The 22,350-nt window shown below is 71.6% G+C and carries 23 protein-coding genes and 2 pseudogenes; 9 read left to right on the plus strand and 16 right to left on the minus strand.

What is annotated here, in order from left to right:
• The first annotated feature begins 246 nt into the window (after positions 1 to 246).
• The 5 genes from Athai_RS17510 to Athai_RS17530 all read left to right on the plus strand — a co-directional run bounded on the left by Athai_RS17510 (position 247) and on the right by Athai_RS17530 (position 5,481).
• Entirely contained in the window at positions 247 to 510 is a 264-nt protein-coding gene (locus tag Athai_RS17510; protein ID WP_225918396.1) for a hypothetical protein, read from the plus strand.
• Between the two features lie 4 nt (positions 511 to 514).
• A complete protein-coding gene (locus Athai_RS17515) occupies positions 515 to 1,426 on the plus strand; it encodes a hypothetical protein (RefSeq protein WP_203962470.1) in 912 nt (303 codons plus the stop codon).
• A complete protein-coding gene (locus Athai_RS17520; RefSeq protein ID WP_203962471.1) occupies positions 1,416 to 4,223 on the plus strand; it encodes an FtsK/SpoIIIE domain-containing protein in 2,808 nt (935 codons plus the stop codon). The genes Athai_RS17515 and Athai_RS17520 overlap by 11 nt, the downstream gene beginning before the upstream one ends.
• 40 nt (positions 4,224 to 4,263) lie before the next feature.
• Positions 4,264 to 4,977: a hypothetical protein gene (locus Athai_RS17525; RefSeq protein WP_203962472.1), complete on the plus strand. Its 714-nt coding sequence runs from the start codon at positions 4,264 to 4,266 to the stop codon at positions 4,975 to 4,977.
• 216 nt (positions 4,978 to 5,193) lie between these two features.
• Entirely contained in the window at positions 5,194 to 5,481 is a 288-nt protein-coding gene (locus tag Athai_RS17530) for a hypothetical protein (protein WP_030448081.1), read from the plus strand.
• A gap of 157 nt (positions 5,482 to 5,638) precedes the next feature.
• On the opposite strand, the gene Athai_RS17535 is transcribed toward Athai_RS17530, so the two are convergent.
• From Athai_RS17535 to Athai_RS17560, 5 genes and pseudogenes are all read right to left on the minus strand, one after another.
• Positions 5,639 to 6,058: an STAS domain-containing protein gene (locus Athai_RS17535; RefSeq protein ID WP_239157011.1), complete on the minus strand. Its 420-nt coding sequence runs from the start codon at positions 6,056 to 6,058 to the stop codon at positions 5,639 to 5,641.
• Between the two features lie 229 nt (positions 6,059 to 6,287).
• Positions 6,288 to 7,075: pseudogene (locus Athai_RS35305) on the minus strand (DNA polymerase domain-containing protein).
• 125 nt (positions 7,076 to 7,200) lie between these two features.
• Positions 7,201 to 7,809, minus strand: coding sequence for a DNA polymerase ligase N-terminal domain-containing protein (locus tag Athai_RS17550; RefSeq protein WP_203962475.1), 609 nt, complete (start codon positions 7,807 to 7,809; stop codon positions 7,201 to 7,203).
• A gap of 61 nt (positions 7,810 to 7,870) precedes the next feature.
• Positions 7,871 to 8,722, minus strand: coding sequence for a 3-hydroxyacyl-CoA dehydrogenase family protein (locus tag Athai_RS17555; RefSeq protein ID WP_203962476.1), 852 nt, complete (start codon positions 8,720 to 8,722; stop codon positions 7,871 to 7,873).
• Positions 8,723 to 8,813: 91 nt separating this feature from the next.
• Positions 8,814 to 8,951 carry a hypothetical protein gene (locus Athai_RS17560; RefSeq protein WP_203962477.1) on the minus strand — a complete coding sequence of 46 codons (138 nt, stop codon included), beginning with the start codon at positions 8,949 to 8,951 and terminating at the stop codon, positions 8,814 to 8,816.
• Positions 8,952 to 9,654: 703 nt separating this feature from the next.
• Between Athai_RS17560 and Athai_RS17565 the strand changes: the two genes are divergently transcribed.
• Entirely contained in the window at positions 9,655 to 10,869 is a 1,215-nt protein-coding gene (locus Athai_RS17565; protein ID WP_203962478.1) for a helix-turn-helix domain-containing protein, read from the plus strand.
• 299 nt (positions 10,870 to 11,168) lie between these two features.
• Complete coding sequence (locus Athai_RS17570; RefSeq protein WP_203962479.1) at positions 11,169 to 11,591, plus strand: putative signal transducing protein; 423 nt, start codon at positions 11,169 to 11,171, stop codon at positions 11,589 to 11,591.
• 133 nt (positions 11,592 to 11,724) lie between these two features.
• On the opposite strand, the gene murA is transcribed toward Athai_RS17570, so the two are convergent.
• Positions 11,725 to 13,023 (minus strand): UDP-N-acetylglucosamine 1-carboxyvinyltransferase, encoded by a 1,299-nt coding sequence (murA, locus tag Athai_RS17575; protein WP_203962480.1) that lies wholly within the window; start codon positions 13,021 to 13,023, stop codon positions 11,725 to 11,727.
• Positions 13,024 to 13,123: 100 nt separating this feature from the next.
• Between murA and Athai_RS17580 the strand changes: the two genes are divergently transcribed.
• On the plus strand, positions 13,124 to 13,696 hold the full coding sequence (locus tag Athai_RS17580; RefSeq protein WP_203962481.1) for a cob(I)yrinic acid a,c-diamide adenosyltransferase: 573 nt from the start codon (positions 13,124 to 13,126) through the stop codon (positions 13,694 to 13,696).
• Complete coding sequence (locus tag Athai_RS17585; protein ID WP_203962482.1) at positions 13,672 to 14,085, plus strand: VOC family protein; 414 nt, start codon at positions 13,672 to 13,674, stop codon at positions 14,083 to 14,085. Before Athai_RS17580 ends, Athai_RS17585 begins: the two co-directional genes overlap by 25 nt.
• Before the next feature lie 32 nt (positions 14,086 to 14,117).
• Here Athai_RS17585 and Athai_RS17590 read toward each other — a convergent pair whose 3' ends face one another.
• The 10 genes and pseudogenes from Athai_RS17590 to Athai_RS17635 all read right to left on the minus strand — a co-directional run bounded on the left by Athai_RS17590 (position 14,118) and on the right by Athai_RS17635 (position 22,296).
• On the minus strand, positions 14,118 to 14,576 hold the full coding sequence (locus tag Athai_RS17590) for a DUF2550 domain-containing protein (protein WP_203962483.1): 459 nt from the start codon (positions 14,574 to 14,576) through the stop codon (positions 14,118 to 14,120).
• A gap of 16 nt (positions 14,577 to 14,592) precedes the next feature.
• Positions 14,593 to 14,883: a F0F1 ATP synthase subunit epsilon gene (locus Athai_RS17595; RefSeq protein WP_203962484.1), complete on the minus strand. Its 291-nt coding sequence runs from the start codon at positions 14,881 to 14,883 to the stop codon at positions 14,593 to 14,595.
• Between the two features lie 396 nt (positions 14,884 to 15,279).
• A pseudogene (gene atpD / locus Athai_RS17600) lies at positions 15,280 to 16,730 on the minus strand (F0F1 ATP synthase subunit beta).
• A 5-nt stretch (positions 16,731 to 16,735) separates the two neighbouring features.
• Positions 16,736 to 17,668, minus strand: a complete 933-nt coding sequence (locus Athai_RS17605) for a F0F1 ATP synthase subunit gamma (RefSeq protein WP_203962485.1) — start codon at positions 17,666 to 17,668, stop codon at positions 16,736 to 16,738.
• A gap of 3 nt (positions 17,669 to 17,671) precedes the next feature.
• Positions 17,672 to 19,318: a F0F1 ATP synthase subunit alpha gene (gene atpA / locus Athai_RS17610; RefSeq protein ID WP_203962486.1), complete on the minus strand. Its 1,647-nt coding sequence runs from the start codon at positions 19,316 to 19,318 to the stop codon at positions 17,672 to 17,674.
• 199 nt (positions 19,319 to 19,517) lie between these two features.
• The gene (locus tag Athai_RS17615; protein WP_203965871.1) at positions 19,518 to 20,342 is read right to left on the minus strand and encodes a F0F1 ATP synthase subunit delta; all 825 of its coding nucleotides are present in this window, start codon (positions 20,340 to 20,342) and stop codon (positions 19,518 to 19,520) included.
• Positions 20,339 to 20,890 (minus strand): F0F1 ATP synthase subunit B, encoded by a 552-nt coding sequence (locus Athai_RS17620; RefSeq protein WP_203962487.1) that lies wholly within the window; start codon positions 20,888 to 20,890, stop codon positions 20,339 to 20,341. The genes Athai_RS17615 and Athai_RS17620 overlap by 4 nt, the downstream gene beginning before the upstream one ends.
• A gap of 34 nt (positions 20,891 to 20,924) precedes the next feature.
• The gene (gene atpE / locus Athai_RS17625; RefSeq protein ID WP_203962488.1) at positions 20,925 to 21,149 is read right to left on the minus strand and encodes an ATP synthase F0 subunit C; all 225 of its coding nucleotides are present in this window, start codon (positions 21,147 to 21,149) and stop codon (positions 20,925 to 20,927) included.
• A 116-nt stretch (positions 21,150 to 21,265) separates the two neighbouring features.
• Entirely contained in the window at positions 21,266 to 22,054 is a 789-nt protein-coding gene (gene atpB / locus Athai_RS17630; RefSeq protein WP_203962489.1) for a F0F1 ATP synthase subunit A, read from the minus strand.
• A 14-nt stretch (positions 22,055 to 22,068) separates the two neighbouring features.
• Positions 22,069 to 22,296, minus strand: a complete 228-nt coding sequence (locus Athai_RS17635) for a hypothetical protein (RefSeq protein WP_203962490.1) — start codon at positions 22,294 to 22,296, stop codon at positions 22,069 to 22,071.
• Positions 22,297 to 22,350 lie beyond the last annotated feature (54 nt).

Raw genomic sequence — 22,350 nt, forward strand, 5'->3', positions numbered from 1 at the left:
GGCACATACTTGTCGCAAAGGAGGCGAGGTGACGTGAGAGGGCCCGAAAAGTGGACACGGTCCGCCGGCTATGCGACTGTCAGTTACGACACAGGCACGACATGTTGACGTTTTCCTGGTGTCCTTTTGTCGTTCTTGACATGATTGATGCGCCCGCGCGTGCAGAGGAGTCGCGGCAGTCCCGTTACCCGACCGGGCGTCCCTGAAGGGCCTGCCTGTCGTGCCAGCGCTCGTGAGGAGGCCTACGTGACGATCAACGTGGCCGAGGTCAAGTCGGCGATCCACGCCGCCGTGGCCGAGGTACAGGACGGCCAGCAGGCGGTCCAGCTCGCCAACGAGAAGCTGGACGCCGCCCAGCAGAACCTCGCCCTCGCGGTCGAGGGGTCCGGCGCCGAGGCGGTGCAGACCGCCCAGGCGGCGCTGGTGGCCGCCCGCGACGACCTGGACAACTGCCTGGCCACCACGATCGGCGCGGTCGAGCAGGCCCAGACCTACCTCGCCAGCCTGTAGCGCCGTGCCGTCCCTCGTCGAGTCCCTCGGTGCCCGGCTGCGCGAGATCGGGCAACAGTTGCCGCTGCCCGAACTGACCCGCGCCGCGACCCAGCTGCGCGACGCCACCGAACGCTGCGGGTACATGATGCGCGAGTCCGGCCACGCCGACTGGCTCGGCCAGCTCACGCTGGCCGGCAGCCACCTGGACAGCGCGATCGCGGCGACCCGGTCGGTACTGACCGAACTCGACGGCTACCTGACCGGCATCGGCATCGCCGGGGTCGCATCCCCCGGCCCCGCGCCGGTGGCCGCCGCCCGGGCGCGCAGCACCCCCGGCGACACCGAACCCGACGTCGAGCCGGTCCTGGCGCTGCGGTCCTGGTGGCAGGAGCGGGTCGACGTGCTCACCGGCCGGCCCGCCGACGAGCAGCGCCCCCAGACGGTCCGCACCGACGGCGACCGCGGGGGCGCCGCGCCGGAGGAGCCGGCGGACGCGTTGGGCCGGCTCAGCGCCGCCGCGCGCGGCGGCCGGGACGCCTACCGGGACGCGCTGCTGGCCACCCACCCGGCGACCGGGATGGCGCTCGCCGCGCCGGCCGACCGGGCCGCCCGCCGGCTCGGGGCCGAACTGGCCGGCCACCCGCTCGGCCCGGACGACGCGAAGAGACTCACCGCCCGCGGTGCCGGCCGGATCACCGAGCTGCTGCCGGAACTCCCGCCGGAACTGCCGGCGGAACTGGTCGGGCAGCTGTGCGACCCGTTCGGCGCCCGGCACGCGGCGGCTCAGCGGCACCCGGTCGACGCGGTCGTCGGCTGGCCGATCCTGGTCGGCGAGCTGCTCCGGGCGCTCGGCGCCACCGAGGACCGGCTGCCGGAGCTGACCGCCACCGCGCGCCAGCGCCCCGACGAGACGCTGCGCCGCGATGGCCGGTAGCCGCCGCGAGCTGGTCGAACAGCTCCGGCAGACCCTCTCGTACGCCCGCGGCTCGGCCCGTGCCGACCTCGCCGCGGCCGAGGCGGCAGCCGACGCGGCGCGCACCGAGCATGCCAACGCCGAGCGCGAGGCGCAACGTTGCGGCCAGCGCCTGCTGGCGGCGCACGCTACCCGCCGTGGTGAGGTGGACCGGCAGTCGCTGCACCGGCTGCGCGCCGCGGCCGAACAGCTCACCGCGCTCGCGGTCGAGCAGGCGCCCGGCGCCGCCGGCCTCGACTGGCCGCACTGGGCGCCGACACTGCCGGCCCGGTCCCAGCCACCCGGGCTGTACCGGATCGGCCGGCTGCTGGCCCGTGACGTGGTCGCCGGCTCCGAGCCGCCGCTGCCGGCCCTGGTCGCGCTGCTGGACGAGGCGCACCTGCTGATCGAGGACCCCGGCCACGAACGGGCCGAACTCGCGGTGCCCACCCCGGCGACCGAACCCGACCCGACGACCGCGGTCACGCACCGGCCGACCGAACGGGTACACCGCTTCGTCGGCTCGCTGCTGCTGCGGGTGCTCGGCTCGACCGTGCCCGGGTCGGTCCAGCTGACCGTGTACGACCCGGAGCGGCTCGGCGGCAGCCTCGCCGCGTTCGCGCCGCTGGCGCAGGCCGGCCTGCTCACCTTCGTCGGGCCGGGCGGGCTCGGCGACGTGCTGGACGGGCTGGTCGAACAGGTCCGCCGGATCAACGAGACGGTGCTCGCCGGCGACTACGCGTCGCTGCGCGAGCTGCACGCCGCGACCGGCCGCCGGCCGGAGCCGTGGCGGATCGCGGTCCTGCTCGGCGAGGGCGACGGCGCCGAGCTGACCGGCGCCCAGCAGGCCCAGCTCGACCGGCTGATCCGCACCGGGCCGGCCTGCGGCGTGCAGCTGCTGATCGCCGGGATCGGGCCGGCCGGTGAGTGGCGCCAGCAGCCGCAGCTCGACCGGGTGGTGCTGTGGGGCGACCGGGCCTGGACCTCGCTGACCGGTAACCAGTTCCTGGTGCAGCTCGACCCGCCGCCGTCGATCGAACTCGCCACCGGCACCAGCCGGTCCATCGCCGCGAAGGTACTGGCCGGGCCGGACCCGGCGGTGTTCGCCGACCTGCTGCCCGCGCGGGAGTGGACCGAGTCGTCGGCGGACCGGTTGGTCGCGCCGGTCGGCGCCGGCCCGGACGGCCGACTCATCGACGTCGAACTCGGCGACTCGCCGCCGCACGCACTGGTCGGCGGCCCCTCCGGTACCGGCAAGACCAACCTGCTCTACGCGCTGATCGGGTCGCTGGCGGCCCGCTACTCACCGGACGAGCTGGCGCTCTACCTGCTGGACTTCAAGGAGGGCGTGTCGTTCGCCCGGTTCGCGCCGGGCCGCCGGGACCCGAGCTGGCTGCCGCACGTCCGGCTGGTCGGGGTCAACGTCAACACCGACCGGGAGTACGGCCTGGCCCTGCTCGCGTTCCTGCACCAGCAGCTGCGGGAGCGGGCCGAGGCGGCCAAGGCGTACGAGGCGACCAAGCTCGCCGAACTGCGCACCGAGGACCCGGCCGGGCACTGGCCGCGCATCGTCGCGGTCGTCGACGAGTTCCAGGTGCTGCTGGACGGCCGGGACGCGGTCGCGCTGGAGGCGGCCAGGTTGCTGGAGGACCTGGCCCGGCGCGGCCGGTCCCAGGGCATCCACCTGATCCTGGCCAGCCAGGACCTGTCCGGCATCGACGCGCTGTGGGGACGCGCCTCGATGGTCGCCCAGTTCACCCTGCGCATCGCGCTGCCGAAGGCACGCCGGATCCTCGCCGAGGGCAACCTCGCTGCGGACACGGTGCCCCGGCACCACGCGGTGATCAACCCGGACTCCGGTGCCGAGCCGGCGAACCGGGTCGCGCACATCCCGGACGCCGGCCGCCGCGGCACCCTGGACGTGCTGCAGCAGCGGCTCTGGCAGCGCCGCGACCCGGACTCCGCACCACCGGTGCTGTTCGACGGTGGCCGGGTGCCGCTGCTGTCCGAGTCCGCGGACCTGGCCGCGATGGCACCGGGACCGGAGCCGAGCCGTACCCCGGTCGCGCTGGTCGGCCACACCATCGACGTGACCGGCCGGTCCGCCGGGGTGCGGCTGTCCCGCTCCCCCGGCCGCAACCTCGCGATACTCGGCGCCCGCGCGGCGGAGGCGTGCGACGTGCTCGCCACCGCCGCGGTCTCGCTCGCCGCGCAGTACCGGCCGGGCGCGGTGCGGTTCAGCCTGGTCTGCCTGGACGACGACGCGGTCGAGGCGGCCAAGCGGCTGCACGACGAGCTGGGCGCTGGCGGCCACCACGTCGACTGGTACGACCGGGACGGGGTGTGCGGGCTGCTCGCCGGCACCGCCCAGGCGCTGCGGGACGGTGGCGACGAGCCGGCCCGGCCGCACGTGCTGCTGGCGTACGCGGTGGACGCGGCCGCCACCCGGCTGGAACGCAAGGATCCGGCCACCCGGCGCAGCGCCCGGGACGATCTGAAGGACATCCTGGGCCGCGGCCCCGAACTGCGCACCCACCTGCTCGGCTGGTGGCGTTCGGTACCGCGGCTGCGCGACGACCTCGGCGGTCTCGGCGCCCGGTTCGACGCGTTCGGCGCCTGGCTCGCGCTGGACGTCCAGGGCGGCGAGCTCGCGCCGCTGTCCACCGAGCCGGGCGGCCCGCACTGGTACCCGCGGGAGCGCCGGGCGCTGTTCTTCGACCGCGCAGTGGACCGCCATCCGCGGGTGGTCATCCCGTACCGGACCGAGGAGCCGCGATGAGCCCGCGGCCATCGGGCCGCCCCGGACCGGAGGAGCCGCGATGAGCCAGCTGGCCGACACCCGACCGCTCGCCGGTACCGGATCGCCGCGGGAGCGGTACCGCCGGGCGGTGGCCGCGCTCGCGGCGCCGCTGCACGACCAGGTCGCCGGGCACGACCGGACCGACCAGGCGCTGGTGACCGGGCGCCGGGAGATCGCCGACCGGCTCGGCGAGTCGGCCGGCCGGGTGCACGCCGCCCGGTCCGACGTCGCCGCGGCGGCCGACCAGGTCGAGGCGGTCGACCGCCGGGCCCGGCGAATCTGGCGGGAGCTGGCCGCGCTGCCGGGCCGGCCCCGCGACCTGGGGCCGACGCCGATCCCGCGGGCGGTGACGGCGCAGCCGGCGCTCCCCGCCACCGAACTGCTGGACCGCGCCGAGCGCACCGTCACCGCCGCGCGGCTGGGTGAACTGCCGCTGCGCCCGCCGGTACCGATCTGGGCGGCGATGGTGCTCGCCGGCGCGGTCGGCGCGCTGGTCTGCGCCGGCATCGGTACCGCCCTGCTGGTCGCCGCGCCGGGGATGCCGGTCGGGGAACGTGCCGCGGCCCGGGTGATCGCCGACGTGGCGTTCGCGCTCGGCGTCGTGGCCGGCGTGCCCGGGGCGCTGAGCTGGCTGTCCCGGTACGGCCAGCCGATGACCGCGCGGGCGTTCGGCGCGGTATTCGGTACCGGCGCGATCGCGACGATCGGGCTGTTCGTCCTGCTCGGGCATTGACCGAGCGACGCTGTCAGGAAATTCCCATCTTGGGGGTCCTACGATGGCATTCACCGAGCCCGGCCGATGCCGGCGATCGCAACATGCGAATTCAGGCGGTATTCCCCTGGCTGGGTAATTGTGCTTGACTTGCCCCACCGCTTTGACGCGCGGCGATACGCACATCGCGGATAGACGTCGCGACCCGCACATCGGAACACACGCACGAGGACGCCGATGGACGACATGCAGGGCCTGAGCCTGACCGAGGCCGCTCGCGAGGCTTACATGCAGCTGATCATGTGCGAGCTGCCCAGCTCGGGCACCGAGGTCGAGGCATGGATTCCGGCGATGAAGGCGGTCAGCCGGATGAATGCGGTCGCCCTGCATCCCGCGCTGATCGCGATCGCCGATCAGCTCGAGGCCGGATTCCACGACGCGGTCTGCGCGCAGGACCCGGACCGGCTGCGGGTCGCGTTCGACGCCGCGGCCAAGCGACTGCGCCCGCACACCGGCGCCGTTTGACGATCCATTTCACTGACGGTCACCGCGAGGCCGCGTGGCAATCGGTCGGTGAACACTATCCGTCATTCTTTTCGGGAATCCCGATTGGCGCATTCCGACAAACGTTCGACCGGGCGCCGAGAATTGTGCCGGTCGCGGGCGCCGTTCAAGGAGCCGCTCAGGCGGCGGTGAAACGCGACCCGTCGCCCGGATGCCAGGAACCGAACGAGGGATTCGCCGGCGGCACCGGGACGGTGGGCAGGAACCGGTCGAGCCGGGTCAGGTGCAGCAGCCGGGTCAGCCGGGCCGGGGTGCCGCGCAGCGCGAGCTGTCGGCCGGCCTGCTCGGCGAGCCGATGGGTGCCCACCAGCACGCCCAACCCGGTGGCGTCGAAAGTGTCCACAGTGGACATGTCGATCAGCAGCAGGCCGTCTCCCTGGGCCACCGCCGCATGCAGCCGTTCCCGAACGGAGGCAGCAGTGTGGGTGTCGAACCGGCCCGAGACGTGCACCACCGTCGGCTGGTCCGTCGAGCCGACCTGCCGGCTGCCGGTGTGCTGCTCGCTCGCGGTGCACTGCAACGCGCGCTCACCTGCCACGACGATCCCCCAACGGTCCCCGGACCCGGCCGCGCCGGCTCGCCACCCCCATGACGAAACCGAACCCGGCCGGGTCCGATGCCTCCCCGCTCCCCCAGCGGTACCACCGACGGTACGGCCCCATCGGCCACGACGGGACCGGGGAACACCCTGAACTATGCCAGGGGTACCACCCCGAGAACCTCCTCCGCCGCGGCGATATCCGCCTCCGCCCTGAGTCGTACCCCACTCAGTCCGCCTCCTCCAGCCGGCGGCGGATCGGCCCGAGCTCCCGGGCGTGCCGGGCCATCCCGGACCACGGATCCTCCACAGTGGACAGGCGATCGGCCAGGTCCGGGATCCGGTACTGCCGGGCGCTGGTCAGCGCGTCGTCGGCCAGCTCGTCCCAGCACAGCGGGGTGGCCACCGGGGCACCGGGCAGCGGGCGCGGCGAGTACGGCGCGATCGCGTGCTGTGCGTACGCGTTGCGCAGCGTGTCCACGAACAACCGACCCGCCCGCTGCTCCTTGCGCACCTGGGTGGTCAGTTCGTCCGGGTGCCTCGCCGCGAGCCGGTCGGCGATGGCCCCGGCGACCTCGCGTACCTCGTCGACATCCTGCCGGCCGGCCAGCGGCACGATCACGTGCACGCCGCGCGAGCCGGTGGTCATCGGATAGCCCGGCAGGTCCAGCTCGTCCAGCAGCTCGTGCAGGGCCAGGGCGGCCCGCCGTACGGCCGGGAAGTCGTCCGCCCCGGCGGGTCCAGGTCGAAGATCAGCTTGACCGGACGGCGCGGGGCCGACGCCCGACTGGGCCACGGGTGCAGCGCCACCGCGGCCAGACCGGCCAGGTAGACCAGGGTCGCGACATCGTCGGCGCACAGCATCGTCACGCTGCCGCCGGTGACCCGGTCCACCCTGACGGTGTGTACCCAGTCCGGCGCCGAGTCGGGCACCTTCTTGGCGAAGAATCCGGAGCCGCCGACCCCGTCCGGGAAGCGTTGCAGCGCCAGCGGATGCTCGCGCAGGTGCGGCAGCATCCGATCGGCCACCAGCCGGTAGTAGTCGGCCAGCCCGGCCTTGTCGATCCCGCCGTCACGCGCACCGTCGAACAGGACCTTGTCCGGGTGCGTCAGGGGTACCCGGCGACTGCCGACCTGCACCGTCACCGGTCCGCCGCCGCGATCTGATCCAGGTCGCGGCCGGACAGCACCGACTCGGTCTGGGTGGACACCGGGTTGCGGCGCGCGTCGGCGCCCTCGTCGTCCTGCTTGACCAGCAGCCACGCCTCGTGGTCGCCGCCGCGGAACCGGGTCAGCGCGTACCCACCGGTCAGCTTCGTGCCGCCCAGCCGGAACGTGACGTGCCCGCGCGCCAGCCCGTCGGCCATCGACACCGCGTCCCGGCCCCGCCGCGTCGTGTTGGTGTAGCCACCGGTGTCCCACACCAGCACGGTGCCGCCGCCGTACTCGCCGGCCGGGATGGTCCCCTCGAAGTCCGCGTAGTCCAGCGGATGGTCCTCGGTCGGTACGGCCAGCCGCCGGTCCCGCGGATCGGTGGACGGCCCCTTCGGTACCGCCCAGGACTTCAACACCCCGTCGACCTCCAGCCGGAAGTCGTAGTGGTCGGTCGACGCGGCGTGGTGCTGGATGACGAACAGCCCGTCGTCCGTGTCCCGCTCCCGTGAGCCGCCGGGCTGCCCGGACGGCTCACCGGTGCGGTCGAAGTGCCGGCGGCGCCGGTACTCGCTCAGCTGGTGCGGTGCCCCGGCCATCACGCCTCCCCGGCTCGTTGGGCACAGACATACCCGGGGCCGGCGGTGGCAAACCCGGCCGCTACTCGTACGAGTAGAAGCCCTGACCCGACTTGCGGCCCAGGTGGCCGGCGGCGACCATGCGCAGCAGCGACTCCGGCGGGGCGAACTTCGGGTCCTTGCTGTCGGCGTAGATGTTCTCGGTGGCGTGCACCAACACGTCCACGCCGGTCAGGTCGGTGGTCGCCAGCGGGCCCATCACGTGCCCGAAGCCGAGTTTGCAGGCCGTGTCCAGGTCGGCGGCGCTGATCACGCCGTTCTCCACCAGCCGGGCGGCCTCCATCGCCAGCGCGCAGATCAGCCGGGTGGTGACGAAGCCGGCGATGTCCCGGTTGACGGTCACCACGGTCTTGCCGATGCCCTCGGCGAACGCGGTCGCGGTGGCCATCGTCTCGTCGCTCGTCTGGTACCCGCGGACCAGTTCCACCAGCGCCATCATCGGCACCGGCGAGAAGAAGTGGGTGCCGACCACGTACTCGGGCCGCTGGGTCACCGAGGCGATCGTGGTGATCGGGATCGCCGAGGTGTTGGTGGCCAGCACCGCGCCGTCCGCGGCGAGCTTGTCCAGCTCCATGAAGACCCGCTGCTTGATCTCGACCTGCTCGAACACCGCCTCGACGACGAGGTCGGCCTCGGCCACCACGCCGAGGTCGGTGGTGGTGGCGATCCGGCCGAGCGCGTCCGACGCGTCCTGCGCGCTGATCTTCTGCTTCTCGACGAACTTGTTCAGCGACTTCTCGATGCCGGCCAGGCCGCGCGCCAGCGCCGCGTCGTCCACGTCGCGCATGTCGACCTGCCAACCGGCCTGGGCTGCCACCTGCGCGATGCCGGAGCCCATCAGCCCGGCGCCGACCACCGCGAGCCGTCCCGCCATGTCCGTCCCCTTCCAGGAGCAAAGCTACCGTTCAGTAGCGGACTCTACTCAGGGGTCCGGACCGGGTGGCGCCGGATGGCGGCGCCGACCGTCAACCGTCCGGGCGGACGGTGAGCCCGGCGACCCGGACGAACACCGTCACCTCGGTGATCTCCAGGCCCTCGGCCAGCTCCCAGCCGTCCAGGTAGACCCAGCCCGGCACCGTCGGGGACGGCCGGACGCCGATCACCCGGAACCAGATCGGCCGCTCGAACTGCGAACTCGCGGCGGCGTCCAGCCGGACCAGATCGCCGATGCGGGGGTCACACCGGTGGTCGCCATGGTCATCGGGCCGTCGCAGCCGCCGTCGAGCCCACGGCGGGCGACACCGGACGGGGCCGCCGTACCGGACCGGCCTGTCTCGTCGCCTCGGTGGCCACCCGCGCCGTCTCGCACGGGTACGGCCGGCGGCAGCGCGGGTGCGCACACCGGTCCGGGTCCGCCTCGTCGGGGCGATGCGACCGGAGCAGTCGGGTTGCGACGTCGGAGAGAAGTGGATTGGCTGATTGCGGGTCCATGACCGTCTCCCGGCAGGACTGGTGGTCTCTGCTTCGAAGGGTGTTGACATCACGTGTTCGGCTGCCCGTCTCGTCCGCCCGGTGGGCCGGTCACCCGAGATCGGTCCGGCCCGCCGGGCGTCGACGGGAACACAACTGAACGCAATCACAAGGCTACTTTCCGAGCAGCCGGAAAAGTTCAGCGAAGTGAACTCTGTCCAAGCCGGCTATCCTGCGTGCCTTCGCCTGGCCCGCGCGAGATCATCGGGATCGGCACGATCACGCAGGTCGATACGTTTCCCCGGTTCGACCGAACATCACCTCGCTGAGTGTCAGATACAAATCACCCTCCGCCAGGCCTATCGCCCCCAGTAAAACGCCCGTACCGTAAAAATCATGGCTCGGGAGTCGTACCTCCCCGATGACCGGCCGATTGTCGGGGAACGCATTCGCACCTGGCGGCGCTACCGCGGCATGCCGCTCAAGACGCTTGCCGGTCTGGCCGGCATCTCCGTCGGGCTGCTGTCGGAGGTGGAGAACGGCAAGCGCATCCTCGACCGGCGATCCCAGCTGACCGCCGTCGCCGCCGCGCTGCAGGTCTCCACCGCCGACCTGACCGACCAACCCGGCGCGCCGCTGTTCCCGGAACACGCCGCCGCGCTGGCCACCGTCCCTGCCGTACGCTCGGCGCTGGTGCTGCTCGCGCTCGACGACGAGCACACCGCCGGCCGCGACCTGGCCACGCTGCGCCGCGACACCGACGCGTTGCAGCCGCTGCGCGCCGCCGCCCGGTACGACAAGATCGGCCCGTTGCTGCCCGACCTGCTGCGCGACCTCGGCGCCCGCAGCCGCACCGGTACCGCGGCGCAGCGCCGGGAGGCGCTGCGGCTGATGGTGCGGGCCACCTACTGCGCGACCTACACCCTCAAATACCTGGGCCACCGCGACCTCGCGATGACCGCCGCGCAGGCGTGCGGGCGGGCCGCCACCGAACTGGCCGAGCCGGCCTACCTCGGGCTCGCCGCGTTCACCCGGCTGCACTCGCTGCCCCCGGAGACCAAGACGATCACCGGCCGGCTCGCCGGCGAGGCCGCCGACCGGCTGCAACCGCACCTGGCGAACGCCGACACCGCCCAGGTGTACGGGATGCTGCACCTGTCCGCGGCGTTCGCCGCCGCCGTGACCGAACGCGCCGACGACACCCGCGCCCACCTGGCCGAGGCCGACGCGGTCGCGGCCCGTACCGGTGAGGGTGAGTTCGCCGGGCTGTGCTTCGGCCCGACCAACATCGGGTTCTGGCGGGTGGCGATCGCCGTCGAGCTGGGTGAGGGCGGCCGGGTCGACGAGATCGCCCGGGAGATCCGGCCGGAGGCGGTCGACTCGGCGTCCCGGCGCGCGTCGTTCTTCGCCGACCTCGGCCGCGGGTACGCGCAGGGCGGCGCGGACGCTCGCGCGGTCGAGGCGTTCTGCGTCGCCGAACGGCTGGCGCCGCAACGCATCCGGGCCTCCACGACGGTGCGCGAGACGGTCGGCGACATCCTGCGCCGGGCCCGCCGGGAGGCCGGTGGCCAACAGCTTCGCGCCCTCGCCCGACGGGTCGGGGTGGTCTGACCGCCGAGCCGGCCCACGGTGCACAGGCGTGGCCGCCGAGCCGGCCCACGGTGCACAGGCGTGGCCGCCGAGCCGGCCCACGGTGCGCAGGCGTGACCGCCGAGCCGGTCCGCCACCGCGGTGACGTGAACGCGGTGACGTGAACGCGGCACAACACGCCGGAGCAGCCGGCCGGACACCCGGCCGGCCACCGATCGAGCCCCGCCTCGCCGCCGGACCGGACCCGTTCGGGCACGGGTCTGTTTCGGTGGCCGGGCCACCGATGTCGAAGCTGGCTCGGCAGTGGCAGACTGACGGACGTGCCCGCCCCAGTCAGCATCCTGATTGCGTTCGGCCTCATCGCCGGGTTGGCGATCGTGCTCCGCTGGACCTACGGAAGCGACCTGACCGAACGTCGCTACCACGTGTCGCCGAACGACGACGATCCGGCCGTGCCGACCCCCGACGGTCCGCCGCTCGCCACTCCGCCCGTGCCCGACGGTACGCACGAGGCGATCGAGCCGGCTGCCCAGGACCAGGTCGTGGACGCACCCGAATCCGCCGACGAGGGGTACGGCCTGCTGCGCACCGTGCTGGTCACCGAGAACAAGCGGCAGGCGACGCTGGTGCGCGAGGTGCTCGCCGATGCCGGCATCCGGTCCACCGTCTCGGCCGAGGGCGCCAGCTCGCGGGTCATGGTCTTCGTCGACCAGCTCGACAAGGCCCGCCGGCTGGTCGGCTAGCCGCGCCGGCCGACCTGACGATCCCCGCGGGCGGCCCACCGGCCGACCTGACGATCCCCGCGGGCGGCGGTCCTGCCGCCGCACCGATCGCGACCCGGCACCGCCGCCGCAGCCCCGGTTTCCGACGTCGAGGTCAGTAGCCGAAGTCGTCGTCGGGAGCGGTGCAGCGCTCCGCCTTCGCCCCCAGCGACCGCAGCTGCTCGACGAAGTGCGGGTAGCCGCGGTCGATGTGGTGCACGTGGCTGACCTCGGTGGTGCCCTCCGCACACAGGCCGGCGATGGCGAGCCCGGCACCGGCCCGAATGTCGGAGGCGCGCACCGGCGCACCGGACAGCCGTTCCCGGCCACGCACCACCGCGTGATGGCCGTCGGTGCGGATGTCCGCACCCAGCCGGGACATCTCGTTCACGAACATGAATCGGCCGTCGAAGATGTTCTCGGTGATCAGCGAGACCCCGCCGGACACCGCGCCCAGCCCGATCGCCATCGGCAGCAGGTCGGTGGCGAAGCCCGGGAACGGCAGCGTGACCACGTCCACCGCGGTCGGACGACGATCGATCGCGACCCGGAACGCCGGTACGCCGTCGGCCTCGGGCAGCTGCTCGATCGCCGCCCCGGCGTCGGTCAGCTTGTCCAGCGCGACGCTCAGGTTCGCCGCCCGCACACCCCGCACCGTCACGTCGCCGCGGGTCATCACCGCACCGAACGCCCAGGTACCGGCGACGATCCGGTCCCCGACGGTGCGGTGCGTGGTCGGGTGCATCGCGTCGACGCCGGTCACCTCCAGGGTGGCCGTACCGGCGCCGGAGACCTGCGCGCCCATCGAGTTGAGCATGGTCGCGAGATCGACGATCTCCGGCTCCCGGGCCGCGTTGTCGATCACCGTGGTGCCGCGCGCTAGCACCGCGGCCATCAGGATGTTCTCGGTGGCGCCGACGCTCGGGAAGTCCAACCAGATCTGCGCGCCGGTCAGCTGCTCCGCCCTGGCCACCACGAAGCCGTGCTCGGAGCCGATCTCGGCGCCCATCCGGGACAGCCCGGCGACGTGCATGTCCAGCCCGCGGGAACCGATCGCGTCGCCGCCGGGATGCGCCACCCGGGCGTGCCGGCAGCGGGCCAGCAACGGACCGAGCACACAGATCGACGCGCGCAGCCGGCGGACCAGGTTGTAGTCGGCCTCCGGCTCCAGCTCCTCCGGAGTGTCGATGGTGATGTCGCCGCCGTCCACCTCGACCGCGCAGCCGAGCCGGCGAAGCACCTCGGCCATGATCGAGATGTCGGTGATGCCCGGCGCGTTGGTGATCGTGGTACGGCCCGGCGCCAGCAGCGCTGCCGCCATCAGCTTGAGTGCGCTGTTCTTGGCGCCCGCCACCGGCACCTCGCCGGCCAGCCGCGTACCACCGTAGACCCGGATGACATCCACGCGCGTCATCGTAGGCGCGGCACCCGATCCGTTCGCGCCCCGGGGCGGTGCACCGGAGCGGCCACCGGCCGGGATCCCCTCCCGCCGGACCCGGCATTAGGGTGGCCTGATGGCGGTACATCTGACCAGGATCTACACCCGCACCGGCGACGACGGCAGCACCGGGCTGAACGACTTCAGCCGGGTGCCGAAGACCGACCCGCGCATCGCCGCGTACGCCGACTGTGACGAGACCAACGCCGTGCTCGGCACCGCGCTCGCCCTCGGCCGGCTCGACGACGAGCTGACCGGCGTGCTCACCCGGATCCAGAACGACCTGTTCGACGTGGGTGCCGACCTCGCCACCCCGATCGTCCCGGAACCGAAGAACCCGGAGCTGCGGGTCACCGGGGACTACGTGGCGCGGCTGGAGGGCTGGTGTGACGAGTTCAACGCGCGCTGCCGCAAGCTCGACTCGTTCATCCTGCCCGGCGGCACCCCGGGGGCTGCGCTGCTGCACCACGCCCGTACCGTCGCCCGCCGGGCCGAGCGGTCCGCCTGGGCACTGCTCGAACACGACCCCGAGCGCACCAACGTGCTCGCCGCGAAGTACCTGAACCGGCTGTCCGACCTGCTGTTCATCCTGGCCCGGCTGGCCAACCCGGACGGCGACGTGAAATGGGTGCCCGGCGGGGAACGGTGAGCCGGGGAACGCTGCACCACGTCGAGCTGTGGGTACCGGATCTGGCCCGCGCCGCGCGGTCCTGGGGCTGGTTGCTCGGCGAGCTGGGCTACACGGCGTACCAGCAGTGGCCCGCCGGACGGTCCTGGCGGCTCGGCCCGACCTACCTGGTGCTGGAGCAGTCGCCGGCGCTGACCGGCGACCGGCACGAGCGCACCGCGCCCGGGTTGAACCACCTCGCCCTGCACGCCGGTAGCCCGGCCCAGGTCGACGCGCTGATGGCGGCGGCACCGGGGCACGGCTGGTCGCCACTGTTCGCCGAGCGGTACCCGCACGCCGGTGGTCCGGACTGCTATGCCGGCTACCTGGCCGACGAGGACGGCTACGAGGTCGAGCTGGTCGCCGACTGAGCCGGCGCACCGCCGCCGGTGCACCGGCGCCGTCAGCTGGCCTGGTCGTCCGTCTGGAGGCGGAAACGCCGCGAGGCCGCCCCCGGCGGGGCGGCCTCGAGCCAGGACAGGAAACCGGTCAGCGCGCCCTCGGTCATGGCGACCTCGACGACGTCCCGGTCGTTGGCGCAACACAGCACGAGCGCGTCGGGCGGCAGCACGAGCAGCTCCGGGCCGCCCGGCGGCCGTCGGGACCGGATCGCCAGGGTGCGCCGGGAGAGCACCTCACGGGGCCGCATCGCCAGGCTGAACATCCTGTACCACAGCAGCTGGTCACCGGCGAACCGGCCGAAGCCCGGAGCCCAACCGCGGCCCGGGATCCGGGCGGTGACCCGGACGCTGACCTCGATCGTGCCGCCACGCCGGGCGATCACCGCCCGACGCAGGAACAGCAGGCCGAGCACGACGAGCACGACCAGGACACCGACGCCGATCGCCTCGAAGACTCGCATCGGTGCCCGGCCCGCGCTAGTGGGCGCCGGCCTCGGCCGGCTCGCCCAACTCGACCGTCTCGGCGAGAACCGTCACGCCGCGGCCGGTGACGGAGAGGAACCCGCCATTGACCGTGTAGACCAGCTCCGGCTCGCCGTCGCGCTGGATCCGGACCGTGCCCGGGTCGGCCAGCTCACCGAGCAGCGGTGCATGGCCGGGCAGCACGCCCAGCTCCCCCTCGGTGGTGCGGGCGATGAGCATCTTCGCCTCACCGGTCCAGACTTTCTGCTCGACCGCGACGAGCTCGACGTGCAGTGGGTCGGCCACCGGCTTCTCCTAGGCGCAACGGGGATTTGATGAAGAAGTCTAATGCGTGACGGCTGGCACGCGACGCGCACCCCAGACGCGGAAACAGTGACGCACCGCACTCCCCCAGGCTACCAGCAGTGTCGGATTCGCCCTGTTCGCACCGCCGAGTGGGCCGGGGCGTCCCGGACCACCGAACGCCGGCCGCCGGTCACCCGGACAGCCCCCTCGGAACGGATGCTCGTCACCCGCCCGCCCAGCCCGTTGCCGGCGGACCGACGACCAGCCCGGCGGGAGGGTCGGACCGACGACCAGCGTGGCGGTCCCGCCGGCCTCGGGCGCGCCGCGCCGGCGGGTACAGGTTCGGGCCGGCGTCCACAATGGACACCGGCCCGAACCGTGCGGTACCGCTGCGAGCTACTCGTTCTTGGCGAGCTCGTGCGCGTTGCGCTCCAGGTCCTCCAGACCACCGCACATGAAGAACGCCTGCTCGGGAAGTGGTCGTACTCCCCGTCGGCGAGCTTCTTGAACGCCTCGATGGTCTCCTTCATCGGGACGAACGAGCCGGCCAGGCCGGTGAACTTCTCCGCCATGAAGGTGTTCTGGGACAGGAACCGCTCGATCCGGCGAGCCCGCTGCACCGTCACCTTGTCCTCTTCGGACAGCTCGTCCATACCGAGGATGGCGATGATGTCCTGCAGGTCCTTGTACTTCTGCAGGATCTGCTTGACCGTCTCCGCCACCTGGTAGTGCTCGGCGCCGACGAACGACGGGGCGAGCAGCCGGGACGTCGACGCCAGCGGGTCCACCGCCGGGTAGATGCCCTTGTCGGAGATCGACCGCTCCAGGTTGGTGGTCGCGTCCAAGTGGGCGAACGTGGTCGCCGGCGCCGGGTCGGTGTAGTCGTCGGCCGGCACGTAGATCGCCTGCATCGAGGTGATCGCGTGGCCGCGGACCGAGGTGATGCGCTCCTGCAGCACACCCATCTCGTCGGCCAGCGTCGGCTGGTAACCCACCGCGGACGGCATCCGGCCCAGCAGGGTGGACACCTCCGAACCGGCCTGGGTGAACCGGAAGATGTTGTCGATGAACAGCAGCACTTCCTGGTTCTGCACGTCCCGGAAGTACTCCGCCATGGTCAGCGCGGACAGCGCCACCCGAAGCCGGGTACCCGGCGGCTCGTCCATCTGGCCGAACACGAGCGCCGTCTTGTCGAAGACGTTCATCTCGGTCATCTCACCGATCAGGTCGTTGCCCTCACGGGTGCGCTCACCGACACCGGCGAACACCGAGGTACCACCGAAGTTCTGGGCGACACGGTAGATCATCTCCTGGATGAGCACCGTCTTGCCCACGCCGGCGCCACCGAACAGGCCGATCTTCCCGCCCCGCACGTACGGCGTGAGCAGGTCGATGACCTTGATGCCGGTCTCCAGCATCTCGGTCTTCGGCTCCAGGTCGGCGAACGCCGGCGGCTCGCGGTGGATGCCCCACCGGTCGGCCGGCTCGAACTTCTCGCCGTCCTTGAGGTTCAGCACGTTACCGGTCACGTCGAACACGTGGCCCTTGGTCGCGTCGCCGACCGGCACCGAGATCGGGCCGCCGGTGTCGCGCACCTCGGCGCCCCGCACCATGCCGTCGGTCGGCTTCAGCGAGATCGCCCGCACCATGTTGTCGCCGAGGTGCTGGGCGACCTCCAGGGTGATCTCCTGCTTGCCGGCCGACAGCTCGACGTCGACCTTCAGCGCGTTGTAGATCGCGGGCATCGCCTCGCGCGGGAACTCGACGTCGACCACGGCGCCGATCACCCGGGCGACACGGCCGACGGCAGTCGCGTGATCTTCAGCAGTCGCGGCCTGAGTAGTCATAGCCATTACTCTTCACTTCCTGACGCGGCCAGCGCGTCCACGCCGCCGACGATCTCGCTGATCTCCTGGGTGATCGCGGCCTGCCGGGCCGCGTTCATCTCACGGGTAAGGGTCCGGGCGATGTCGTTCGCGTTGTCGGAGGCGGCCTTCATGGCCGCCCGCCGAGCCGCCGACTCGCTCGCCGCCGAGTCCAACAGCGCCGCGTAGATGCGGGTGTTGATGTACTTCGGCAGCAGCGAATCCAGCAGCGAGGCGGCATCCGGCTCGAACTCGTACGCCGGCGGAATACCGGTGGACGGCTTGTCGGTCTCCTCGATCTCCATCGGGGCGACCCGAGTCACCGTCGGCACCTGCGACACCATCGACGCCAGGTGCGTGTACACCGCGTACAGCTCGTCGATGCCGGGCAGGCCGTCCGGGCCGAAACCGCCGTCGGTGTCGTCGGCACCGGCGTTGAACGCGTCGATCAGCGTCTGGCCGGCCTCCCGGGCATCGTCGAACGCCGGCTGCTCGGAGAAGCCCGTCCAGCTCTCGGCGATGTCCCGGTTGCGGAACCGGTAGTACGCGACGCCCTTCCGGCCGATCACGTACAGCACCGGTTCGATGCCGTCCGACCGCAGCCGGGCGATCAACTGCTCGGCGGTGCGGATCACGTTGGCGTTGTAGCCACCGCACATGCCCCGGTCGCTGGTGACGACCAGGACACCGGCGCGCCGCACCCGCTCACGCGGGGTCAGCAGCGGGTGCTCGATGTTGGCACCGGACGCCAGCGCCGTGAGCACACCGGTGATGGCGTGCGCGTACGGCTGGGCCGCGGCGACGCGCTCCTGGGCGCGCGCGATGCGGCTCGTGGCGATGAGCTCCTGCGCCTTGGTGATCTTGCCGGTCGACTTGACCGACCGGATCCGGCGGCGGAGTACCCGTAGCTGAGCGGCCATGGGTTACTTCTTCTCCGCCGACGGCACGTACTTCTGCACCGTCTCCTGGCCCTCGGCACCCTCGGCCAGCGCCTCGGCCGGCGCCTCGTTCACCTTCAGCTCGTCGCTGCCGGCGAGGAAGTTCTGGGTGAACTTCGCGACCGCGGACTCCAGCGTGTTGGCGGCGTCGTCCGACATCGCACCGGTGGTGGCGATCTCGTCCAGCACGACCTTGTGGTTGTGCCGCAGGTAGCCCAGGAACTCGCGCTCGAACCGGCCCACGTCCGAGACCGGCACGCTGTCCAGCTTGCCGGTGGTCCCGGTCCAGATCGAGACGACCTCCTCCTCGTACGGGAAGGGGTTCGACTCGTCCTGCTTGAGCAGCTCGGTGAGCCGGGCACCGCGGTCCAGCTGCGCCCGCGAGGTGCGGTCCAGGTCGGACGCGAAGGCGGCGAACGCCTCCAGGTCGCGGTACTGGGCCAGGTCGAGCTTGAGCCGGCCGGACACCTTCTTGATCGCCTTGCGCTGCGCGGCCGTGCCGACCCGGGACACCGAGGTACCGACGTTGATCGCCGGCTTGGTGCCCGCGTTGAACAGGTCGGCCTCCAGGTAGATCTGGCCGTCGGTGATCGAGATGACGTTGGTCGGGATGTACGCGGAGACGTCGCCGGCCTTGGTCTCGATGATCGGCAGCCCGGTCATCGAACCCGCGCCCAGCTCGTCGGACAGCTTCGCGCACCGCTCCAGCAGCCGGGAGTGCAGGTAGAACACGTCACCCGGGTACGCCTCGCGGCCCGGCGGGCGGCGCAGCAGCAGCGAGACCGCGCGGTACGCCTCGGCCTGCTTGGTCAGGTCGTCGAAGACGATCAGCACGTGCTTGCCGGCGTACATCCAGTGCTGGCCGATGGCCGACCCGGTGTAGGGCGCGATGTACTTGAAGCCGGCCGGGTCGGACGCCGGAGCCGCCACGATCGTGGTGTACTCCAGGGCGCCGGCCTCTTCCAGCTTGCCCTTCACGGTGGCGATCGTGGACGCCTTCTGGCCGACCGCGACGTAGATGCAGCGCACCTGCTGCTGCGGGTCGCCGGTCTTCCAGTTGGACCGCTGGTTGATGATCGTGTCGATGGCGACCGTGGTCTTACCGGTCTGCCGGTCGCCGATGATCAGCTCACGCTGGCCCCGGCCGACCGGGATCATGCCGTCGATCGCCTTGATGCCGGTCTGCAGCGGCTCCTCGACCGGCTGCCGCGACATCACGTTCGGAGCCTGCAGCTCCAGCTCGCGGAAGCTCTCGCTCTCGATGTCGCCGAGACCGTCCATCGGACGGCCCAGCGGGTCCACCACGCGACCGAGGAACGCGTCGCCGACCGGCACCGACAGCACCCGGCCGGTGCGGCGGACCGTCTGGCCCTCCTCGATCCCGGCGTACTCGCCGAGCACCACCACGCCGATCTCGCGCGTCTCCAGGTTCAGCGCCAGACCCAGCGTGCCGTCCTCGAATTCGAGCAGCTCGTTGGCCATGGTCGAGGGCAGCCCCTCGACCTGGGCGATGCCATCACCGGCAGTGGTGACGACACCGACTTCCTCGCGGGAGATCTCCGGTGTATAGGAGGAGACGTAGCGCTCGAGCGCGCCACGGATCTCCTCCGAGGAGATGGTCAGCTCGGCCATCTTTGCCAGTCCTCGTCCCTTGGTCCTATCGGTGGGTCCGGGCGCGACGCCGGGGGATCGGCTCCGGACTCGGCCACCTGTGCGGGTGATACATCGCCAAACGCGGTGACCCTGCGGGCCACCGATGCCGGTGGCCGGAGCCACCGGATTTGTCGTCGACCGGCGAGCTGGCCGCCGGTGTGGTGCGCCGCGCGCCCGGTCAGCGCCGGGACAGCGCGGTGCGTGTCTCGTTGATCCGCCGAAGGATGGTCCCGTCGTACAGGTCGGAGCCGACCTGCACGCTCATCCCACCGAGAATCCTCGGGTCGACGGACACCTTCAGCGCGATCTCTCGACCGTATATCCGCCGCAGGGCGGCGGCCAGCCGATCGAGATCGCCGTCGGACAGTTCCGCCGCGACCGTCACGTAGCCGATCTCGCGGTCCCGCCGGGCCGCGGCCAGCTCGACCAGCCGGGTCAGCGCCGACTCGAAGCCACGGCCACCGAAACCGGTCAACGCCAGCTCGGTCAGCCGCAGGGTGACCGCGGAGACCTTGCCGGACAACAACGACGAGACCAGCTCGGCGCGCTGCGCCGGGTCGGCCGTGACGTCACCGAGGACGGCGGCGAGACGCTCCTGGCCGGCCACGATCTGGCCGAACCGGAACAACTCGTCCTCCACCTCGGCCAGCGCGTCGTCCCGCTCTGCCGAGGCGAGCAACGCCTCGACACCGAGCAGCTCGGCACCGTCGAGCAGGTCGCTCGCGCTCGACCAGCGACCGGACACCAGCACGCCGAACAGGGTCCGGGTGCCCTCCGCCAGCTGCTTGCCGAACAGCGAGGTCGCCAGCGCGGCGCGATCGTCGCCGGAACGAGCCGGGTCGGACAGCGCGCGACGCAGCCGCGGCTCGCCGGAGAGCAGCTTCGCGATCGCGAGCAGCTCGTCGGCGACCGTTGCCAGCGTCTCGGCCTTGGCCCGCTTGGCGTACGTGTTCAGCCGGTCGACGGCCGCGCCGAACGACTCTCGGCTCGCCGCCTCCATCAGCGACGCCCCGCGGCGCCGGTGCTGGCCCGGCCGTCCGCCTCGATCTCGGCCAGGAACCGGTCCACGGTGCCTCGCCGCTGCGCCTCGTCGGCGAGCGAGTCACCGACGATCCGGCTGGCCAGATCGACGGCGAGCGAACCGATGTCGGAGCGGAGCTCACGGATCAGCGTCTGCCGCTCGGCGGCCAGCTGCTCCTTGCCCACGGCGATCACGCGGTCGCGTTCCTCGTTCGCCTTGGCCAGCATCTCGTCCCGGATCGCCGCGGCGTCGGCACGCGCCTCGTCACGGATCCCCGCGGCCTCGGTGCGCGCCTCGGCGAGCTGCTCGCGGTACTGCTCAAGGAGCTGGTTGGCCTCCGCCTGGGCCTGCTCGGCCCGCTTCAGTCCACCCTCGATCGCGTCCACGCGGGCCCGGAAGGTCTCTTCCATCCGCGGGAACACGAACTTCATCAGCACGAAGCAGACTGCGGCGAACGCGATCAGCCCGACGATCACCTCGGACCAGGCGGGCATCAGGATCTGCGCGTCGCTAGCTGCAAGGAGTTTCATGGCTACTCCTGGTGGGTTGCCGTACGGTCCGGTGTCACTTCGACCAGATGAAGCCGAGCACCAGGCCGAACAGTGCGAGCGCCTCGACGATCGCGAAGCCGAGGAACATGTAGGTACGGGTCAGACCCGCCGACTCCGGCTGCCGAGCGGTCGAGGTGATGTAGGCGGCGAACACGATGCCAACACCGATACCCGGGCCGATCGCGGCGAGGCCGTAGCCGATGGAGCTGAGGCTACCGGTGACAGCTGCGAGGTCCATCTGGGGATTCCTCCTGGTCTACCCGCGTGACCTTCACGCGGAGGCTTGGTTTGGTCGGTCGGTGGTACAGGGTGGAACTGGGCGCCGCTGGCGGCGCTACGGAGCTCACATGCGAATCAGTGCTCGTCCGCGAGCGAGCTCTCGACGTAGCTCGCGGTCAGGATCACGAACACGTATGCCTGCAGGGCGGCGACGATCAACTCGAAGAACGTCATGATGATCGCCATCGCCCAGGAGATGACGGACAGCGGCCGGAACAGCGCGGTCTGCGCGTTCAGCAGAGCGACCCCGCCCAGGGTGAACACCAGCAGCAGCAGGTGCCCGGCGAACATGTTGGCGAACAGCCGGACGGCCAGCGTGACCGGGCGGGTCAGGAAGTTCTGCACGAACTCGATCGGGACGAGCAGAATGTGCATCGGCCACGGCACACCCGGCAGGATCAGCGTGTGCTTGATGTAGCCGAAGAAGCCGTGCTTGCGAATGCCCAGGTACAGGAACATCACGTAGGTGATCAGGGTCAGAAACACCGGGAACGCGATGTGTGAGGTCGGCGCGATCTGCAGGAACGGCACGATGCCGAAGATGTTCATCACGATGATGAACAGGAACAGCGTGGTCAGATAGGGCGCGAAACGCAGCCCCTTCTTCGCGCCGATCACTTCGGACGCGACACCGTCGCGAACGAAGCCGTACATCGACTCGGCCATCCACTGTGTCTTAGTAGGCACGAGTTTGGGCTTGCGATATGCCACCAGGAAGAACACGATGATGAGCGCCGCTGCCAACCAAGCCAGGATCGTCACCTTCGTGACGGCTTGGCCGAGCCCTGGAACGAGACCCTCGAAGTCGAAGTCCTTGACGCCAGGAGGAAATTCACTGGCCAGGATCGCCGGCTCTCCAGCCACCGAACCACCCTTCGCTAACTGCTGCCAAGTCGTTTGACGATCAGGTAGATCGCCGCGGCTGCGCCGACCAGCATGCCGACCACGAGGCCGATGTGGGAGGGAATCCCTAGCCACCAGTCGACAAGCCCACCGATCACGGCCCAGACGGCGACGCCGCTGAGCATGTGACCGGTTGCCATCCAGCCGGACTCCATGCCCGCGGCTGCGCCTCCGGGCTTGGTGGCAGGCTGCTTGCTGGTCATGATGTGGATGACGGTATCAGCCGGTCAGCGGCGCGCCGCATCGACCCCCGGTGA

Origin of the sequence: Actinocatenispora thailandica (assembly GCF_016865425.1) — a bacterium.
Classification (GTDB): domain Bacteria; phylum Actinomycetota; class Actinomycetes; order Mycobacteriales; family Micromonosporaceae; genus Actinocatenispora; species Actinocatenispora thailandica.

Bases quoted from the DNA above. Each gene is read 5' to 3' on its own strand.
- Athai_RS17520 (WP_203962471.1), top strand. From the start codon at position 1,416: ATGGCCGGTAGCCGCCGCGAGCTGGTCGAACAGCTCCGGCAGACCCTC.
- Athai_RS17525 (WP_203962472.1), top strand. From the start codon at position 4,264: ATGAGCCAGCTGGCCGACACCCGACCGCTCGCCGGTACCGGATCGCCG.
- Athai_RS17530 (WP_030448081.1), top strand. From the start codon at position 5,194: ATGGACGACATGCAGGGCCTGAGCCTGACCGAGGCCGCTCGCGAGGCT.
- Athai_RS17550 (WP_203962475.1), bottom strand. From the start codon at position 7,809: ATGGCCGGGGCACCGCACCAGCTGAGCGAGTACCGGCGCCGCCGGCAC.
- Athai_RS17555 (WP_203962476.1), bottom strand. From the start codon at position 8,722: ATGGCGGGACGGCTCGCGGTGGTCGGCGCCGGGCTGATGGGCTCCGGC.
- Athai_RS17565 (WP_203962478.1), top strand. From the start codon at position 9,655: ATGGCTCGGGAGTCGTACCTCCCCGATGACCGGCCGATTGTCGGGGAA.
- murA (WP_203962480.1), bottom strand. From the start codon at position 13,023: ATGACGCGCGTGGATGTCATCCGGGTCTACGGTGGTACGCGGCTGGCC.
- Athai_RS17580 (WP_203962481.1), top strand. From the start codon at position 13,124: ATGGCGGTACATCTGACCAGGATCTACACCCGCACCGGCGACGACGGC.
- Athai_RS17585 (WP_203962482.1), top strand. From the start codon at position 13,672: ATGGGTGCCCGGCGGGGAACGGTGAGCCGGGGAACGCTGCACCACGTC.
- Athai_RS17590 (WP_203962483.1), bottom strand. From the start codon at position 14,576: ATGCGAGTCTTCGAGGCGATCGGCGTCGGTGTCCTGGTCGTGCTCGTC.
- Athai_RS17605 (WP_203962485.1), bottom strand. From the start codon at position 17,668: ATGGCCGCTCAGCTACGGGTACTCCGCCGCCGGATCCGGTCGGTCAAG.
- atpA (WP_203962486.1), bottom strand. From the start codon at position 19,318: ATGGCCGAGCTGACCATCTCCTCGGAGGAGATCCGTGGCGCGCTCGAG.
- Athai_RS17620 (WP_203962487.1), bottom strand. From the start codon at position 20,890: ATGAAACTCCTTGCAGCTAGCGACGCGCAGATCCTGATGCCCGCCTGG.
- atpE (WP_203962488.1), bottom strand. From the start codon at position 21,149: ATGGACCTCGCAGCTGTCACCGGTAGCCTCAGCTCCATCGGCTACGGC.
- Athai_RS17635 (WP_203962490.1), bottom strand. From the start codon at position 22,296: ATGACCAGCAAGCAGCCTGCCACCAAGCCCGGAGGCGCAGCCGCGGGC.